Origin of the sequence: Chitinophaga nivalis, from assembly GCF_025989125.1 — a bacterium.
Classification (GTDB): Bacteria; Bacteroidota; Bacteroidia; order Chitinophagales; family Chitinophagaceae; genus Chitinophaga; species Chitinophaga nivalis.
The window spans coordinates 1551618-1569083 of record NZ_JAPDNR010000001.1 but is presented as its reverse complement, the minus strand read 5'-3'; the positions used below and the strand labels follow the sequence as shown (position 1 = coordinate 1569083).

Below are 17466 nucleotides of genomic sequence, written 5' to 3'. Positions count from 1 at the left end.
TTTACGATCGGGTTGTTTTATCGGCAACGGATTGCCAGGTGAGGGTACCGGCGGCTATTTCCGCAGCAATGTCCGGTACCTGCAACAGCAATGCTTTTGCAGGTGCATAGGTACTACCGGCACATACCAGGGCAGCGGCTTCTCTTTCGGCACTGACGGCAGACTGTAATACCCGGATGATATCGGGCAGGTTAGCAGCAGTTGTAAAATGGGTAAGCATCCGCCACTGCAAAGGATCTACCGTTCTGCCGGCTGCCCAGCGTTCGTGTGCGAAGTCTGTTAGCATCAATGCCAGCGTGGCATTGGCGCGGCCATCGAGGCCTGTAATGAGATGAATATTTTTTTCGGTGAAGATGGCTTTCATGACCAGCTGGTTCCACGCAGGTTCCGGCAGATATTGCGCCGGATAAGGGTTTTGCTGCATAATGGCAGCCTGTACAATACCTATATTAGACCGGATGCCTTCCGTGGTGCGGGCGATCCATTCTTCCGGCCACGGGAGCAGTGGCAATGCGCTGTATAAAGCGGCCAGCTCATTCATCTCGGCAGCTTTAAACAGCTTATCAAGTGTATCAAGATAAATCGTTTTATCTGTGACCGCCAATTGTAACAACCACCAGACCCTGGCAAGTCTGTCTAACGTCCAGCCCTGTACGAAAAACCCGGGAACAGCTTCCTGTAATAACTGGTGTTCCTCCTGTGTAATGGTGATGGTATGTTTTCCGGTAAAGCGGGGTATCGCCGTAAAGGTTTGATTGAACTGCGCCACTGTAGCGGTTTCCTGATGCAGCTGCCAGCGCTGTGCTAACCATTCGTTTCCTTTCTCATGACCATTACGCCGGATAACAGCCCACAACCACACACTCATCTGCTGCTGATCATATACATATGGTGCCACTGACATCATTTAAAAATATGGTGTTTAATTGCGAATAAAAATAAACCGGATTAATGGGATTTTCAGGATTACTTTATTTTTTTATGATAGAAGGTAAAAAACAAGGAAAATCGTTATTCCGGGGTTATACAAAATATTGCTTAAAATAAAAGAGAGGCATTGCTGCCTCTCCTTCCGCCATTCTAAAACCTGATTATGCATCAGGAAATCTTCGACCACTAAGCCTCAGACGGGAGCAACTTAGTGCAAAAAAGTTAAAGTATCGGGTAGAACAATTAGTAAGAGCAAAGGTACATTAAACAGAGGTAGCAAATTACAATATTCTATTAAAAGCTGTGACCTGACTGTACTATAATGTACGTGGAAAATAATATGGGCGTAATATACATATTATTCTTATTTCCGTCCAAATAAAACGTTAAATTTATCGTTAGCGTTGCCGCCGGGTGTTGTTCCGTAATACTATAAATGGTTGGTATTCTTTCCAATCCGGCTGATAATCCTGCAATATAATAAATCCTGCCGCATAGTTTCCTAGTATAATATCGAGGTCGCCATCCTGGTCCTGATCCTTCACATCCATACAAATCCAGTGACCTTCTTTTTCAATAGGGAGGGCGTGTGGCGTAAAGGATAGCGGCCGGTCATCCCCTTCAAATAATATAAATTTTTCGCCCGGGTTATTTTTCAGATCAGCGAAAAAAGCGATGCTGGCAATATCCATCTTCCCATCCTGGTTAAAATCTGCGGCTACTGCTTTTGTACAGCCATTGACCGGATAAAACCAGGCCTGACGATATTTGTGGTTGCCTTCATTCAGGTATATATAGATACCATGATAAGGTTTAAGGATCGTGGAATAATCCGCATTATCGCCGCAGGTATAAAGTATATCTGGTTTACCATCCTGATTGATATCCGTCAGCTGAAAACCGGTAGAACCATACAGTGGCGGAAACCGCAGGATGTTGGCACCTGTGAATCCACCCTTCCGGTTATTTTCGTATAGCCAGATACCTTCATCACCAGCAGCAAACAATACCATTATATCTGTATAGCCATCCTGGTTGAAATCGCCGGTTTCGGCATGAATAGCACCCGGCACTTCTGCAATGGTTTCCTGGCGATACTGTTGCCCCGGTAATTGTTTCAACCAGTATAACCCGCCCCGGTTGTGGCCAAAGGCGCACACCAGCAAATCTGTTAATCCATCCCGGTCAAAGTCGGCTGCCAGCGTTTGTACCGGGCGTCTGAGAAAAGGCATCAGGTCTTGTTGCCGGCTGGTATCTGCCAGGTTGATACGCGTTACAATACCTGCCGGAGATTCCAATGCCCGCACATTACCGATCTCTGTAAGAATAGCCTGCGGCGCCTGGCCTGGCTGATCCGGCAGATACAGGATATCCGTAGCAGGCGACGGCAATCGCCGCTTATACAGCGACTGTCCGGCCATATTCCATCTTATCAGGCTATTATCATTTCCATCGCTGGTAAAAATATCGCTGCTACCCGGATGAAAAGATACCAGCGTAGTAGCTGCTACCACGGCACTGTCTTTTACTACCGGCCGGATGATGCTGAAAAAACTGCTGTCGTGCTGCAAGGCCACCGGTGGCTTTGCGGGTGTCAGCCGCTCCGGCGCCTGCCGCTGATAATATTCCACCAGGGTAGTCCAGTCATTAAATGTAATCAACCCCTGTGGCTCGCCCGGCATAGGCGGATAATACTGGTACTCTCCCCACACATGAATCCCCAGCCTGGGCGCCATCGCCGGCAATACATGTTTGATCCAGGTTTCCTTATCCAGTAAGGCCGGCGCCACCGGCAGGTGACAACCGGAACAATATTTATCTGCCAGCACTTTTCCTTTCTCTTCCTTTTCACGCAGCTGGCACCCTACGATTATTACCAGTCCGATATATATCGCCTTTCTCATCTCCAGATTATTTTAAGCCCTATAAATTACAACTTAAACAGGAGCTCCCCGCAAGCATAAACCTGCGGGGAGCTGTGATACCATTTTCGTTATAAACCGCCTATACTATTAGTATCCTGCATTCTGTGTTAATACCGGTTTTCCGTCTTTCAGGGTGAGGTCTATCTGGCGCTGTGGCACCGGGAAGTATTCATTCCGTCCCTTGGTGAAGTTCGCCCCGTTTAAATCCGGCGTTATTTTACTCTCGAAAGCGTAGTAGGCATTCATTACCTGATCAGCAATTCCCCAGCGGGACAGGTCAAAGAAACGATGTCCTTCATTGGCCAGCTCCAGTTTCCGTTCAAAATAGATAGCCTTCAGGGCATATCCTTTATCCGGGAAACTGGTATACAATTCTATCTTGTAATTAGCTGCCAGTTTATTGGGATTAAATTCCGTTGTACCAGGTTTATAATCATGTAACCAGTTTGCGGGGTTATCCTTCATCCGGCTGCGTACCCTGTTCACCAATGTCATGGCGGTACCCAGGTCATTTAACTGGGCAGCACATTCTGCGGTCATCAGCAATACATCAGAGAAACGGATCAGTAATACATTGATGGCAGATCCCGGCGCCCAGGAATGTGCATCTTTATACTTATCCTGATCTACTTTCCAGTACACCATTTTCTTAGGAGAATACGGACCACCGTAAGACTGATCTCTTAACCAGTCGGCACCCGGATGATAACCCCAATCGTGGTATGGAATATTACGACGGCCGACTGTCCAGTCGAGCCGGGGATCCAGCGGATCGGCATCTGCTACGAATGCAGCACCGGAAGACAGGCCCATATCGGACTTCACGCCATGTTTATTGTAATCATCCAGGTAAGGTAATCCCAGTTCATTTACCCGGTAAGAGTTCACCAGATCCTGGGAAGGCTGGAAGAAACCGCAGCAATTAAAAGGGCTTTTGTCATAAGGAAAGTTCAGCATATCTCCCGCATTGGCATTGGCGATGGTGTTGGTACCATCATTGGCCGTCATCTGGATCGCAAATACGGATTCCTGATTATTCTTTTTGGCGGCATCGAAGTTATCTTCAAAGCGCGGCGTCAGGCCATAAGGTAAGTCATTGCTGGTACGGCCGTTTTTGATCGCATCGTCAAACAACGTATAGGCTTCCTGGTATTTTTTCTGATAGAGATAGGTTTTGGCCAGATATACCTGTGCGGCCCATTTGTTGGCCCGCGCCACCTCCGCCTGTTTAGGCGGCAGCTTCTCCATCGCATATTTAAAATCCGCTTCTATGTAAGGCCAGATATCTTTATCGTTGGCTACTCTTACATCGGTAGTGGTATCTGTAATGTAAGGCACCTTATTAAAGAACCTTTTCAGTTCAAAATAATAGTGCCCTCTTAAAAAACGGACTTCTGCTTCTACCTGTACTCTTTCCTCCGGACTCATATCCGTTGCTTCCTTCATTTTTATGAGGGTAAGATTACAACGGCTCACGCCTTCAAATACTGCTTTCCATTTGGAATTAAAAAAGGCATTGGTGGAATTGGATGTTCCGGCAGCAATCGCATTGATGGGCTCCTGATCTCCGGCATTACTGCCTTTGTGAGATTCGCCACCTACCACGCTGCCATAGATCCAGTTGGTAGGCGCGGCAGTCCAGGGATCACCCGCGCCACCCAAAGCACGCCCGTTTTGCTGTCCGTCGAGTGCCGCATAGGCGCCTATCAACAAGTAATTCACCCCTGCTTTATTCGCAATAATTTCTTCTGTCAGTGCACCATAAGGATTCCGTTCCAGAAAACTTTTTTTACAACCACCGAATACGCCGGCCATCATCAGGGCCACCATGCCCACATATTTTAATGTTTTCATTTGCTTCAGTTTTACGATTCAAAAAATCAGAATGACACATTCACTCCTATCAGGTATTGGCGTTCATTGGGATAAGCGCCTTCATCGAGGCCGAAGGCCTGTGAACTACCTGCTACTTCCGGATCAATACCGGTATATTTGGTAATCGTGAACAGATTTGCCGCCTGTACATACACCCTGCATTTTTCCACGCCAATACGTTTCAGCATGTATTTCGGTAAAGTGTATCCTATCAGCATATTCTTAGCCCGCAGGTAAGAGCCGTTCTCCACAAAGTAAGAGCTGGGAGATCCGGATGTACTGGCATAAGAAGCCGTTTCCTGAATCGGCGCTGTTGCATTTTTATGGGTAGGCGTCCAGGAATCATACAGCGCCCTGTAGCTTTTCGCACCGGCAAAAGAAGGATAGAAGTCGGTCCACCATTTCACCTGGTTCCAGATTTTGTTGCCAGATACACCATAGAAGAAAGCACTGAAATCAAAGTTTTTATACGTCAAGCCAATGTTAAGACCATATGAAAATTTAGGATTGGGGTTACCCAGGAAAGTACGGTCATCCGCATCTACCTTACCATCGCCATTGATATCTGCATATTTAAAACGACCGGCGCCCGCATCCAGCTGATATTCTTTGAGGCCCGGATACTTTGCCCGTGCCGCATTGTTGGCCGCAGTTACTTCTTCCGGACTATCCCAGAAGCCGATTACTTTATATCCGAAAAACTCACTGATAGATTGTCCGATGGCATTACGAATAATAGGAGAACCAAAACGACGTGGCTCCAGATCGAAGTAAGGGGCAGATTCGGAAATAGCCACGATCTTGTTTTTATAGGTAGTGACCGTACCGTTCAGATCCAGCTTCAGGTCTTTGGTCAGGTTGATATTACCAGTAATGGCAATATCCCAGCCCTGGTTTTTCATTTCTGCCACATTAGAGTAGGGTTGCAGGGCAGCGCCGTACACACCCGCCAGTTCAGGATTGTAGAGCAGGTCCCTTACTTTTTTCTGGTAATAATCCACCGTAAACTCCAGGTGTCCTTTTAACAGCGTGGCATCGATACCGATGTTGGCATTTACGTTGCTCTCCCATTTTGCATTGGGATTTCCCAGCTGGGTGCGCATAAACCCTTTGTTGGTAGTACCACCGCCGGTGAGGTTATAGAAAGAAGAGGTTCTGTCGAAGCCATAGGCAATGTACTGATTGCTGGGCGTTACGTTTATCTGGTTACCCATGATACCATAACCACCACGCAGTTTCAGGTCTGCTATCCAGGAGATATCTTTCATAAATGATTCTTCCGAAATACGCCAGGCCGCACTTACTGCAGGGAAATTACCGTACCGGTTGGAGGCACCGAAACGGCTGGAACCATCCCGCCGTATCAGGGCGCCGAACAGGTAGCGGTCATTGAAGGCATAATCTACCCGGGCGAATAAAGAGAACAGCCCGTCACTGCCGAAAGAGCTGCCATTGGTAGGCGTGCCCGCACCGGTAGTGAGGTTGGTAAAATCAGGATCGAATGTAAAATAGTCGGTAGTGGTACCGGTAAGTGTGCGGAAGTAATTATCATAGGCTTCTGTACCAATCATTACTTTCACATCATGTTTACGGTTGAATTTCTGGTGATAGGTTAAGGTGTTCGTCCAGGTCCAGTCGTAACCATTACCGGTTGATTCGGTGTAGGAGTTCACAGAATTATTTTCTGAGTTCTCATATTCCGGCAGTGTGAAGTTATGGTTGTTGAAAGAATAGATTTCGCCACCGAAGCTGGTTCTCAGGGTAAAGTGTTTGAGGATGTCTGCTTCTGCATATACATTTCCCAATAACCGGCTGGCCATGGCTTTCGTACGACCGAAGCGATCCTGTATGGCTACCGGATTACGGGCGTTCCCCAGGTCGGAGCCGTTGGAACCGGCATAGTTACCTTTAATATCATATACCGGGATGATAGACAGCTGACGGAAAGCCATACCAATACCGCTTCCTTCCACCAGCGTACCTATCTGCGGATTGTTGATCAGGGAGTATTCCATGTTTTCCCCCACCCGGATATGATCTGTGATGTTAAAGCTACTGTTGGCACGCACTGCATACCGCTTATTATAGGTATTGGTAAGTGTACCCTGCTGATTAAAATAATAGAAAGAGAAGAAGTAACTACCAATATCACCACCACCGGATACGGCTATATTATGACTGGTAATAGGCGCTGGTTTAAAGATTTCATGAAACCAGTCGGTACCTTCTTTATTGGCTTTGGAGATACGATAGAACTTTGTCAGATCGGCGGAATTCTTATAGTTGGGATCTACATAATACAGATTGGGATTTACCCGGGGATCTCCTTCCTTCAAACCTGCCGGGGCAATATAATCCGGCAATACCGGCGTAGGGCCGTTACCGTATTGTTTATCTTCATATTTCGCACCGGGGGAGTTGGAGATAGCCAGCCATTTCAGATTGGCCTGCTCCTGCGGCTTGAGAATATTCCACACGTTACCACCTTGCGGCCGTTGGGTGCCATAATATCCATCGTAGGCTACCTTTACTTTTCCGGTACCTCTTTTTGTGGTGATCACAATTACGCCGTTGGCGGCACGGGCGCCATAAATAGAAGCAGCGCCGGCATCTTTCAATACCTGCATGGTTTGTACATCGTTGGGATTTACATCCGCCAGACCGGAGATGGGTACGCCATCTATAATATAGAGCGGTGTGTTGTTACCAAAGGTGTTGATCCCTCTTACTTTTACCTGCGGCTCCTGGCCGGGTTGTCCGCTCCCCAGGATGGTGATACCGGATACCTGCCCTTGCAACTGGTTGGCGATCTGTGAGGTAGGTTGCCTGGTCAGGTTGTCCACTTTCACTACGGATACAGCGCCGGTCAGGTCTTTCTTTTTCTGACTGGCATAACCGGTTACTACTACTTCTTCCAGGGATCCTACTTTTTCACTGAGGGAGATATTCACCGGTCCACTACTGATCACAGCTTCCTGTGGATCATATCCTACAAAAGAAAACACCAGTGTTTCGCCGGATTTAGCCTGGATGGAGAAAGTACCAGTAGGACTGGTAGCTGTGCCGCGGTTGGTGCCCTTCACGTATACCGTAACGCCTGGCAAGGGATTGCCCGATGTTTTATCAGACACTTTTCCCGTGACATTCGTTTGTGCATATACGTTACCTGAATGCAGTAGTAGCAGCATGCCATATAAGATGGCAAGTGCCTGGTAGACATGTTTTTTCATAACGTGGATTAAGGGTCGTGTTAAAAGTTTAAAAAATAAAACCAATCTATGTATGCTACGACTGTTCTGCAAATTGTTTTCACACAGATATCCCTGTTCATACCGGTAGCTTCGGTATGAAAACAGGTATTACCTTAGCGATAGGCACGACGGCCCTGCAGGCAATACAGCAAGTGAACAAGTGTCTTATCAACAATTAAATAGTAACAATGGGGAATATGTGCATAACATGCCTATTCACCAGGATACACCTTTCATGATGATCATTTTTTTATTATTTGCAGCTATAGCGTTTAAGCCAATAAACAGTGAGAAGCACATTAATACTTTCTGTGTCTGAACCAGACGGTAGTCCTCTCGTGGAATTTTTTTTTACCTAAAGCCGAATATATAACAATATTTTAGCTCAAGCAAGGGTTGTTTTAACATTTTTTTTAGAAAATTATCGTGCGGCTAATCTTCGTGGTCATTTCCCTGCTGCCATTCTTTTATGTATGTTTAAGCTATAATTACTTACGATGAAAGTGTTCAATATTTTCTGGAGTATTGCCTTCCTCCTTTTTGCCGGCTTACAATATAATGACCCTGATCCCTATGTATGGATACCTATCTATTTATATGCGTCGGTGCTTTGCTGGCTCGCAGCACGTGCCCGCTTTTACCGCAGGTGGTATGTCGGCGGCATCCTCGTTTACCTGGTATATGCTGTTTACCTGTTTTTCACAAAAGACGGTGTAGCAGACTGGGTTACCCAACATGATGCGGAGAACATTGCCGCCACTATGCAAGCTTCCAAGCCCTGGATAGAAGATACCCGGGAGTTTTTCGGGTTATTTATCTGTATCGCCGTATTGGGGATTAACTATGTGTATGCTAAAAAACGATCGTAACACCACTGTTTGCAGCAGGTATCCTATCCTGCTGCAAACAGTAGCTATCCTGTTACCTGATTTGCTGTGTCCCGCCGTTTAACAAGATGTCTTTTCCCCTCCACCGGAAGCGGCCAGTTATGCCATAGGGCAGCTTAACGGTACCGGTTACACGATTATCTGTAAAGGTCAGGTCTGCTTCTATTGTGCCGCCGTCGGGATGGGCCATCACTGCTTTCAGGCGCGGCAACTTACCCGGATCGGGAGCTATCAGCACCGATTTAAAACCATAGGATGCCGGTTGAATCCCCGCCGTTATACCCAGCAGGAACAGGTTCGCCACGCAGCTCACCGCTTCATTGCCGGCTGTATTGCGCCCCAGCAGCGCCGCCTGTAGTTGTGTTGCTTCTCCCGTGATGCCTGTTTCCTGGATCGCTTTCAACAGATAATATTGTTCCTTTAACGACAGTGATGCCACCTGGTTATCGTGCAACAACCGCTGTAATACTCCTTTTACCTGCCGGGGCGGTACCGCCTGTGCCAATATCGCCAGGGCGCTGGTATAGGGAGAAAACGTTTTCTTATCCGGTGATTCCGCATATAAGCCCTTGTCGGTATCATAACATTGCTGATAGATCACTTCCCGGAGTTTATCTGCCGTACGCTGCCAGGAAAGGGAATCTTCCGGCCTGCCACAGTAGCCGGCCACCGCAGCTCCCTGCCGCAGGGCATAGAGGTACTGCATGGTGAGAGGTGCTATGGCCATGGAATCGCGGTAAGGCATATTCCCCGGCAGGCCGGTAGCCGCGTCCTGGTAGCGGTTCATCCAATCCAGTATCTGGCGGATACCTGGCAGCAGTTGTTTAGCCAGCGCCTTATCATCGCGGTAGAGGAGATAGTCTTGTATGGTACCGATCCAGGTCAGGGCATCAGCGATATGCACCATCCTGTCGTCTGCCGGATACCGCAGCCGTACCAGTCCTTCCGGAATACGTGACTGGTCTGCCTGTAACAAGGCATTGCGCCACAAGCGGTCATCACCGGAGAAACATAAGATGGCCTGCCCATGTATCCGGGCTTCCTGCCCGTATTGCAGTTGTTCTTCCCACAGGTTGTTATACAGGTTGTCCTGTGCACCGGCAGCCGCCAGCAGGCTTCCATGCCGCCACGCGTTTTCCGTGACTGCATCACCCTGAAATACCGACTTATCGGTGAAAGCATATTGCGTATATACGTGACAGTAATCTTCGATGATCAGTGGTGTTTTACCGGTTTCCACTTCCAGCTGTACATACCGGAAGCTGCGGTAGCCCGATGGAGAAAACCTACGTCGTTTGCCCCCATCCGGCACCATGATATCCTGTACCATTGCCGGCCCCGCCGGCTCCTGCAGGTAATTTATTTTCACGGTAGCATCTGCGCCTCCACTTAACAGTATTTCCGGGAATCCGGTAGTAAAATGACCATAGTCCAGCAGCAAGGTACTTTTTCGTTTAGCCGGTAGGGTGAGTGGCTGTACTCCTTTCAGGAAACCAGAATCCGCAGTGACGCCGGTTTGTTTAACAATTGTTTTGAAACGGGTAGCTTCCTGCTGTAATGCGCCCAATGCTGCAGGCGTGAGCAGGCGCCAGGAAGGCGCGCTGGTACCTTGCAGGTGGACACGGCCGGTAGGCACGGCCTGCTCCCAGCTGCTGTCTTTATAATCTGCCAGCTCCCAGCCCCAGGGATAATATTGCGCCTGTATGCTATCGCCGGCATAGGCGCCATAAAAACGGCCGGTGGTATTTTTCAGCGGGTGGATGTCGAACGACGGATCTGTCAGCACCTGCCAGGAAGTTGTACCCGTATTCACCAGAGCAGCTTCCCGTGGCGTACTTCCCTGTAACAGCAGGCCGGTAGCCATGGAAAACAAACCATGTGGCTTGCAGGCGCCGTAATTCAGTACAGTTACAGCGATCACGTTGTTGCCATATTTCAGGTAGGGACCAATATCAATTGTTTCGTAGTACCAATTGGCCAGGTCACCGCGGGCCGGCCCGATGCCTGCCAGGCGGCCGTTGACCAGCAAACGGTAACGGGTATCCGCAGTGAGGTGGATAATAAACGGACCGGAGTAACCACTCAGGTCTATTTGTTTACGGAAGAGGTAACGACCTGCTTCGCCTGCGATAGCACCCGGCGCAGTAATCCATTGTGCGTTCCATTGCTGTGGCTTTACTGCGGCTACGCCTGTTGTAGCCTGTGCCATCAGGTGTAAAAAGGAGATAGCGATGAACAGCGTCAGGAAAGACGCCCGTGCATACTGTTGTAGATTTTTCATAGGAAGGCTGTTGCGCACAAATATATTAAATATATCAATAATACTAAATTTGTCCGGCAGCGCCGTCACCAGCCATCTATTCTTCCCGAAAAAAATGATATAAAAACATTTTCTTTGTTACAAACAGTTCCGAACAATGAAATACTGTCTGCTTTTTTTACTGCTGGCAGGTCCGTGGGCGTATGCCCAACCGGCGCCGCAGCATAACCTGCACTTTTCCACCCTTGCTGCCGTATGGGATGAAGGTATTCCTTTGGGCAACGGTACCCTGGGCGCCCTTATCTGGCAAAAGGGCGATCACCTGCGTTTCTCGCTGGACCGTTCCAACCTCTGGGACCTGCGCCCCATGAAGGGATTGAACCGGCCCGAATTCCGTTATGACTGGGTAGCCCAACAGGTACAGCAAAACAACTACGCACTTGTACAACAATATTTTGATGCGCCTTATGAAGCACAACCAGCGCCGTGTAAAATTCCTGGTGGCGCATTGGAATTCGATACCCGGCTATGGGGAGCTGCCACCGACGTACAACTGAACATAGCAACAGCTGAATGTCGGGTACAGTGGAAAAATGGCGTTACGCTACGCACCTTCGTGCATGCCACCCAACCCACAGGCTGGTTCCGTTTTGAAAATATTGCCCCGGATTTTGTACCCCAGCTACGGGCGCCGCAATATACCGGCAATAAAGATCAGGCGGCCGGTGGCTCCATCGCCGGCGACGACCTGGCCCGACTAGGTTACACCCAAGGCACCATTAACGTACACGGACAAACGATCCTGTACCGGCAACCCGGGTGGAACGGCTTTACCTATGAAATAGCCGTTACCTGGAAAAGGCCCGGCCCCGGTATCCTGGAAGGCACCTGGAGTATTTCGGCCCATTATCCCCGGCAACCGGCTACACCTGCCGCCAACGTTGTTCGCAGCGCCAGCGCTACCACTTACGCCAACGCGTATACGCAGCATACCCACTGGTGGCAGCAATACTGGTCCAAATCAGCATTACAGCTGCCAGACAGCACCATCGAAAAACAGTGGTACCTGGAACAATACAAATTCGGCAGCGTAGCCCGCAGCCACACACCTGTGATCACCCTGCAGGCAGTATGGACCGCAGACAATGGCCGCCTGCCGCCCTGGAAAGGAGATGTACACAATGATCTTAACACCCAGTTGAGCTACTGGCCCGCCTATACCGCCAATCACCTCGAAGAAGCCGCTTCTTTTACCAACTGGCTGGGTAAAACCAAAGCGGCCGGTGAAAAATATACGCGACAATATTTTACCGCTGCCGGCCTGAACGTACCCGGTGTACAAACGCTCGACGGACAAGCAATGGGAGGCTGGATACAGTATGCCTGTTCTCCCACCATATCCGCCTGGTTATCGCAGCATTTTTACTGGCAGTGGAGCTACAGCATGGATACCGCTTTTCTGCGCCGCCAGGCCTATCCCTGGGCTAAAGCAACCGCACAATTTCTGGAATCGGTAACCCGCCCGCAGGCCAATGGTAAACGGCAGCTACCCATTAGTTCCAGTCCTGAATTTAATGATAATGATATCAGTGCCTGGTCCTATCAGAATACCAATTACGACCTGTCGCTGATGAAATATGCCTTCCGCACGGCGCAGGAAATGGCCACGGCCTTATCGTTGCCACAGGAAGCGGCTCACTGGCAAACACTGGAAGCGGCGCTGCCTCCGCTGGCGCTGGGAACAGATCAGTCTTTACAGATAAAAGAAAATACACCCTATACCACTTCCCACCGGCATTTCTCTCACCTGATGTCCATCTATCCGCTGGGATTGCTCCACTGGGAAAACGGCGCTGCCGATCAGGCCATCATTCGCCGGTCGCTGCAGGTACTGGATAGTATTGGCCCACAGGGCTGGTGCGGTTATTCGTATTCCTGGCTGGCCAACCTGAAAGCCCGTGCCCGGGATGGGGAAGGCGCTGCCCGCGCTTTACAGACCTTTGCCAAAGCATTCTGTTTGCCCAACAGCTTCCACGCCAATGGTGATCAAACCAAATCCGGCTACTCCGGTTTCACCTACCGGCCTTTTACGCTGGAAGGTAACTTCGCCTTTGCCGCGGGCGTACAAGAAATGTTGCTGCAAAGCTATGCCGGGTATATCCACGTCTTTCCGGCTGTACCAGACAGCTGGAAAGAGATGAACTTCCGGGATCTGCGTACACAAGGCGCTTTTCTCGTCAGTGCCGGCAGAACAGGCGGGCAGACAGACAACATTACCATCCGGGCCACGCAAGGTGGGAAAGCCAGGTTGCTGCTGCCATTTCATACCTGGATCATCTCCGGGGAAAAAGGTGTCATCAGCCGGAAGGTGAAAGATGGTTTTATGGAAATCAGTTTCAGGAAAGGAGGGCACCTTACGCTGCATAACGGCTATGAGTAAACGAAGATATTGTATGTACTTTTACGCTACAATCAAACAGCTATGAAAAAATCAGCGATCTATCCTGCACCGCAGTTTTACGACACCTATATCAGCAAAGTACCGGACATCACGCTGGCTGCAGCACTTACCCAATCGCTGCAGGACCTGGAAAACCTGGATATGGCACAACTGGAGCCACGGGGCGATTATGCCTATGCACCAGGTAAATGGAGTATTAAAAACGTATTGCAGCACATCACTGATACAGAGCGGATATTCAACTTTCGTTCGTTGCTGTATGCCCGTAATGATAAAGCTATTCCACCCGGTATGGATCAGGACCTGTATGCCGATAATTCTTTTGTGGATCACCGTAGCGTGGCGGAAGTGCTGGGAGAACTGATCGCTGTGCGACATGCTACCATTGCGATGTATAAAGGGTTTCCGGACGAAGTGCTGCTACGCACCGGCATCTCCTGGAAATACGAAATGTCGGTACTGGCCATGGGATTTACAACGGTCGGACACCAGCTACATCACCTGCAGATTCTCCGCGAAAGATACCTGTAGCTATTGATACTAACATAAAGGTTAGTATTTAACAATTAATGCCGCTCTTCTTTACTTCAGGCTACCAGCATAGCTTTGCTGTCATAAAAAAATACTTTTATGAAACGTCTGGAAAATAAAATAGCCCTGGTAACAGGAGGTAGTCGCGGAATGGGAGCGGCCATTGTAAAACGTTTAGCACAGGAAGGTGCCACAGTTGCTTTTACCTATGTAAGAGGCGCCGACAAAGCAGCTGCCGTAGTAGCTAAGCTGGAAAAAGACGGCCACCGTACATTGGCCATCCTGGCAGATGCAGCGGATCCTGCTGCCGTGATCAGTGCAGTAGATAAAACAATTGCTGCTTTCGGGCGTATAGACATACTCGTTAATAATGCCGGTATTGCCTTCATGAAACCATTTGAAGAATATACCCTGGAAGATTACGACCTGACAATGGATGTCAATGTAAAAGCAGTATTTGTTGCCTCTCAGGCCGTTGCCCGGCAGTTGGGCAACGGAGGTCGTATCATTACCATTGGCAGCTGTATGGCCGATAGGGTAGTGGGTCCATACGGTACTTTATATTCCATGAGTAAATCTGCGCTGACCGCCTTCAACAAAGGGCTGGCCCGCGATCTGGGCCCACGTGGTATTACTGTTAACCTGGTACAACCTGGTCCGGTAGATACCGACATGAACCCGGCAGATGGTCCGCATGCGGATGATCAACGCCGCCATGTATCGCTGGGACACTATGGTCATGTCAATGATATTGCTGCGGCGGTAGCCTTCCTGGCCTCTCCGGAAGCAGGCTATATCCATGGTACAGCCCTGACGGTAGACGGAGGTCTCAACAGTTAATCACGGCCTTAACGGGCCAGCAATACGTAATACATGTAATCAGTCATGGGCGCATCGGTAATACCTGCCATGCGTCCCATGGTTACAATTTGTCCGCGATGATAGGTGGTGTGGGTGACTAAGTGTTGTACCATTTCAAAACGGGGTACGTTGAAATCGCCGGTAAAAGGGATGGTTACTTCACAGGCTTCCTGTAATTCTTCGGCAGACAGGCAAGACAGATAATCAACCAATTCTTCGGATTGTTGCAATAAACCTTCCAATGCCTCCTGCACAGTGCCCGTATATACTTCTCCGTAGGTAAGCGCCGGGTTATTTTTTTTCATCACTTCCAGCCACCAGTCCTGGCAGCTCCAGATATGACGCAGGGTAGCTTTGATGGTAGGGAAGCTGGAGGTCATTTCCTGTTCCAGCAATGCTTCGGGCTTGGTAGTCAGCCAGTTGATCATGGTACGGTTAGCCCATAAATTGTAGGCAGCAAAATCTTTTACCAGTTCAGATAAGTCAGTAGCGGTGGTTTGTGTGGTTGTGTATAACATGTTGTCAGGTTTTATGATACAAAGAAACCACCCCCTTGTGACAACGTTATGTCAGTTGCTTTTTGAGATTTTGAACTTTTTTTTCATTTTTTTTTATTTGATCACCTGCGCAACGGTAATGCCTATATTAATGAGGTTATGGAATAGTACCGGTAGCAGCAGGGAACCACTCTTCACCCGGATCCAGGTATATACCCAGCCACTCAGCAGGGCTACAGCAAAGGCAAACGGATTAAAATGCAGCCCGGTATCCAGGGTCAGGCTTAAACTATGCCCCAGCGCAAACAATACCGCGATAAATAAGATGACGCGGGAAGAAAATACGGGTTCCTCCTCCTTACCGGACCTGTTACAGGCTATACCTGCCAACCAAAGGTATACGCCCCGGAATAACAGTTCTTCCTGCAGGCCGGGCAACGTAGCCTGGTACCACCAGCGTTCGGCTGTTACCAGTTCTGTACCGGTAGCCGTGTAATTAAAGTATGCTTTCAGCAGCAGCAGGCCCACACCAATCAACACGCAACCAGGCACCGACCCGGGCACTACAGATAAACGCAAACCTGCCGCTGCATAGGGCTGCTTCGTGCGTATGACCAGTGGAATCAGTAAAAGGGTTACGACCAGGCTCACCCCCTTGCCCAGCCAGTTATATCCCAGGGCCGGATACCATTGCTCCTGCAGGGCACTGCCCACTACCATCAGCCATTCATTCAGCAGGTAAATACCCGCAAAAAGCCAGATGGCTGTTCTCGCTGATTTTCTTTTCAGCGGTAACCAGGGCACCATCAGTAGTAAGGTCAGGAGAACTGTACATAAGGTATTGAGGAGAGCGTGACCAATCATAGCGGCGGACTTATCTGTTGAATTTACATTAATCCGGCAGGTCTTTCCGGAAATATTTCCGGCTGATAATTTGGCGGATTAAAAAATACAGCTACCTTTGTTGTATATACAACAGTTGTATTTGTAGTTATGAGATTGGAAGAAGCCATAAAACAACCACGATTCAAGGACGAATACCAGAAGGCCATGTTAAATATTGTATTTACAGCCAACTGGCTGGAAGTGGCGATAGCGCAGGTGTTGAAGCGGTATGATTTATCTTCCCAGCAATATAATGTACTACGCATTCTTCGTGGCAGCAAGCCCCGGCCATTGAATCTCCTGGACATTCAGGAGCGGATGATGGATAAAATGAGTAATGCCACCCGGCTGGTGGAGAAGCTGCGCCAGAAAGGCCTGCTTACCCGTTCCCAGTGTGAATCCAACCGCCGTAAGGTAGAAATTGAAATCACGGATAAGGGTATGGCCCTGCTGACAGAGCTGGACCCGCTGATGCATCAGGCCGACCGGGAAATTGTCAAAAAAATTACGGAAGAAGAAGCACAGCAATTGAATATGCTGCTGGATAAACTGCGGAGTTAAATTTTTTTGCCACAACTATTGTATATACAATATATGTATCAACCTATATAAATTTAAACACACTATCATGTTCAAACGTTTACTACAAACAGATCATCACCTGACTTCCTTTATTATACGCATCACAGTAGCCCTCGTCATGCTGCCACACGGCGCCCAGAAGTTATTAGGCATGTTCGGCGGCTATGGCTTTAAGGCGACCATGAACTTCTTTACTTCCAACGGTACACCCGCAATACTGGCTTTTATGGTGATTATGACAGAAAGCATCGGCGCATTACTGATCCTCTTAGGATTTACCACCCGCATCTGGGCTGCGTTACTAACCGTTATTATGCTGGTCGCAATTTCCATGCATGCAGCCAACGGTTTCTTTATGAACTGGGGTGGCACACAGGCAGGGGAAGGATTTGAATATCACTTACTGGTAATCGGCATCAATCTCGCACTGGTAATTAAAGGCGCGGGACGCTGGTCAATAGACGGAAAACTCACGAACAAATAAACCATACAATCATCTTTCATCTACCTAAAAAAACAAC

General features: G+C 48.7%; 13 protein-coding genes. 6 read left to right on the top strand and 7 right to left on the bottom strand.

What is annotated here, in order from left to right; translation table 11 throughout:
• Position 1: 1 nt before the first annotated feature.
• The 4 genes from OL444_RS06450 to OL444_RS06435 all read right to left on the bottom strand — a co-directional run bounded on the left by OL444_RS06450 (position 2) and on the right by OL444_RS06435 (position 7960).
• Complete coding sequence (locus OL444_RS06450; RefSeq protein ID WP_264734046.1) at positions 2 to 898, bottom strand: EboA domain-containing protein; 897 nt, start codon at positions 896 to 898, stop codon at positions 2 to 4.
• A 430-nt stretch (positions 899 to 1328) separates the two neighbouring features.
• On the bottom strand, positions 1329 to 2834 hold the full coding sequence (locus OL444_RS06445) for an FG-GAP-like repeat-containing protein (RefSeq protein ID WP_264734047.1): 1506 nt from the start codon (positions 2832 to 2834) through the stop codon (positions 1329 to 1331).
• A 108-nt stretch (positions 2835 to 2942) separates the two neighbouring features.
• Complete coding sequence (locus OL444_RS06440) at positions 2943 to 4709, bottom strand: RagB/SusD family nutrient uptake outer membrane protein (RefSeq protein WP_264734048.1); 1767 nt, start codon at positions 4707 to 4709, stop codon at positions 2943 to 2945.
• Positions 4710 to 4735: 26 nt separating this feature from the next.
• Entirely contained in the window at positions 4736 to 7960 is a 3225-nt protein-coding gene (locus tag OL444_RS06435; protein WP_264734049.1) for a SusC/RagA family TonB-linked outer membrane protein, read from the bottom strand.
• A gap of 518 nt (positions 7961 to 8478) precedes the next feature.
• Here OL444_RS06435 and OL444_RS06430 point away from each other — a divergent pair.
• Complete coding sequence (locus tag OL444_RS06430; RefSeq protein ID WP_264734050.1) at positions 8479 to 8850, top strand: transmembrane 220 family protein; 372 nt, start codon at positions 8479 to 8481, stop codon at positions 8848 to 8850.
• 52 nt (positions 8851 to 8902) lie between these two features.
• On the opposite strand, the gene OL444_RS06425 is transcribed toward OL444_RS06430, so the two are convergent.
• Entirely contained in the window at positions 8903 to 11149 is a 2247-nt protein-coding gene (locus tag OL444_RS06425) for an alpha-L-rhamnosidase N-terminal domain-containing protein (RefSeq protein ID WP_264734051.1), read from the bottom strand.
• A 136-nt stretch (positions 11150 to 11285) separates the two neighbouring features.
• Between OL444_RS06425 and OL444_RS06420 the strand changes: the two genes are divergently transcribed.
• The 3 genes from OL444_RS06420 (at position 11286) to OL444_RS06410 (ending at position 14960) form a co-directional block, all read left to right on the top strand.
• A complete protein-coding gene (locus OL444_RS06420) occupies positions 11286 to 13568 on the top strand; it encodes a glycosyl hydrolase family 95 catalytic domain-containing protein (RefSeq protein WP_264734052.1) in 2283 nt (760 codons plus the stop codon).
• A 42-nt stretch (positions 13569 to 13610) separates the two neighbouring features.
• Entirely contained in the window at positions 13611 to 14120 is a 510-nt protein-coding gene (locus OL444_RS06415; protein ID WP_264734053.1) for a DinB family protein, read from the top strand.
• A gap of 99 nt (positions 14121 to 14219) precedes the next feature.
• Complete coding sequence (locus OL444_RS06410) at positions 14220 to 14960, top strand: 3-oxoacyl-ACP reductase family protein (protein ID WP_264734054.1); 741 nt, start codon at positions 14220 to 14222, stop codon at positions 14958 to 14960.
• An 8-nt stretch (positions 14961 to 14968) separates the two neighbouring features.
• Here OL444_RS06410 and OL444_RS06405 read toward each other — a convergent pair whose 3' ends face one another.
• A complete protein-coding gene (locus OL444_RS06405; RefSeq protein WP_264734055.1) occupies positions 14969 to 15499 on the bottom strand; it encodes a DinB family protein in 531 nt (176 codons plus the stop codon).
• 93 nt (positions 15500 to 15592) lie between these two features.
• On the bottom strand, positions 15593 to 16342 hold the full coding sequence (locus OL444_RS06400) for a CPBP family intramembrane glutamic endopeptidase (protein WP_264734056.1): 750 nt from the start codon (positions 16340 to 16342) through the stop codon (positions 15593 to 15595).
• Between the two features lie 129 nt (positions 16343 to 16471).
• On the opposite strand from OL444_RS06400, the gene OL444_RS06395 reads away from it, so the two are divergent.
• Both OL444_RS06395 and OL444_RS06390 read left to right on the top strand, forming a co-directional pair.
• A complete protein-coding gene (locus tag OL444_RS06395) occupies positions 16472 to 16924 on the top strand; it encodes a MarR family winged helix-turn-helix transcriptional regulator (protein WP_264734057.1) in 453 nt (150 codons plus the stop codon).
• Between the two features lie 67 nt (positions 16925 to 16991).
• A complete protein-coding gene (locus tag OL444_RS06390) occupies positions 16992 to 17429 on the top strand; it encodes a DoxX family protein (protein WP_264734058.1) in 438 nt (145 codons plus the stop codon).
• Positions 17430 to 17466: the final 37 nt, after the last annotated feature.

Bases quoted from the DNA above. Each gene is read 5' to 3' on its own strand.
- OL444_RS06430 (WP_264734050.1), top strand. From the start codon at position 8,479: ATGAAAGTGTTCAATATTTTCTGGAGTATTGCCTTCCTCCTTTTTGCC.
- OL444_RS06410 (WP_264734054.1), top strand. From the start codon at position 14,220: ATGAAACGTCTGGAAAATAAAATAGCCCTGGTAACAGGAGGTAGTCGC.
- OL444_RS06445 (WP_264734047.1), bottom strand. From the start codon at position 2,834: ATGAGAAAGGCGATATATATCGGACTGGTAATAATCGTAGGGTGCCAG.
- OL444_RS06395 (WP_264734057.1), top strand. From the start codon at position 16,472: ATGAGATTGGAAGAAGCCATAAAACAACCACGATTCAAGGACGAATAC.
- OL444_RS06420 (WP_264734052.1), top strand. From the start codon at position 11,286: ATGAAATACTGTCTGCTTTTTTTACTGCTGGCAGGTCCGTGGGCGTAT.
- OL444_RS06440 (WP_264734048.1), bottom strand. From the start codon at position 4,709: ATGAAAACATTAAAATATGTGGGCATGGTGGCCCTGATGATGGCCGGC.
- OL444_RS06390 (WP_264734058.1), top strand. From the start codon at position 16,992: ATGTTCAAACGTTTACTACAAACAGATCATCACCTGACTTCCTTTATT.
- OL444_RS06425 (WP_264734051.1), bottom strand. From the start codon at position 11,149: ATGAAAAATCTACAACAGTATGCACGGGCGTCTTTCCTGACGCTGTTC.
- OL444_RS06400 (WP_264734056.1), bottom strand. From the start codon at position 16,342: ATGATTGGTCACGCTCTCCTCAATACCTTATGTACAGTTCTCCTGACC.
- OL444_RS06435 (WP_264734049.1), bottom strand. From the start codon at position 7,960: ATGAAAAAACATGTCTACCAGGCACTTGCCATCTTATATGGCATGCTG.
- OL444_RS06405 (WP_264734055.1), bottom strand. From the start codon at position 15,499: ATGTTATACACAACCACACAAACCACCGCTACTGACTTATCTGAACTG.
- OL444_RS06415 (WP_264734053.1), top strand. From the start codon at position 13,611: ATGAAAAAATCAGCGATCTATCCTGCACCGCAGTTTTACGACACCTAT.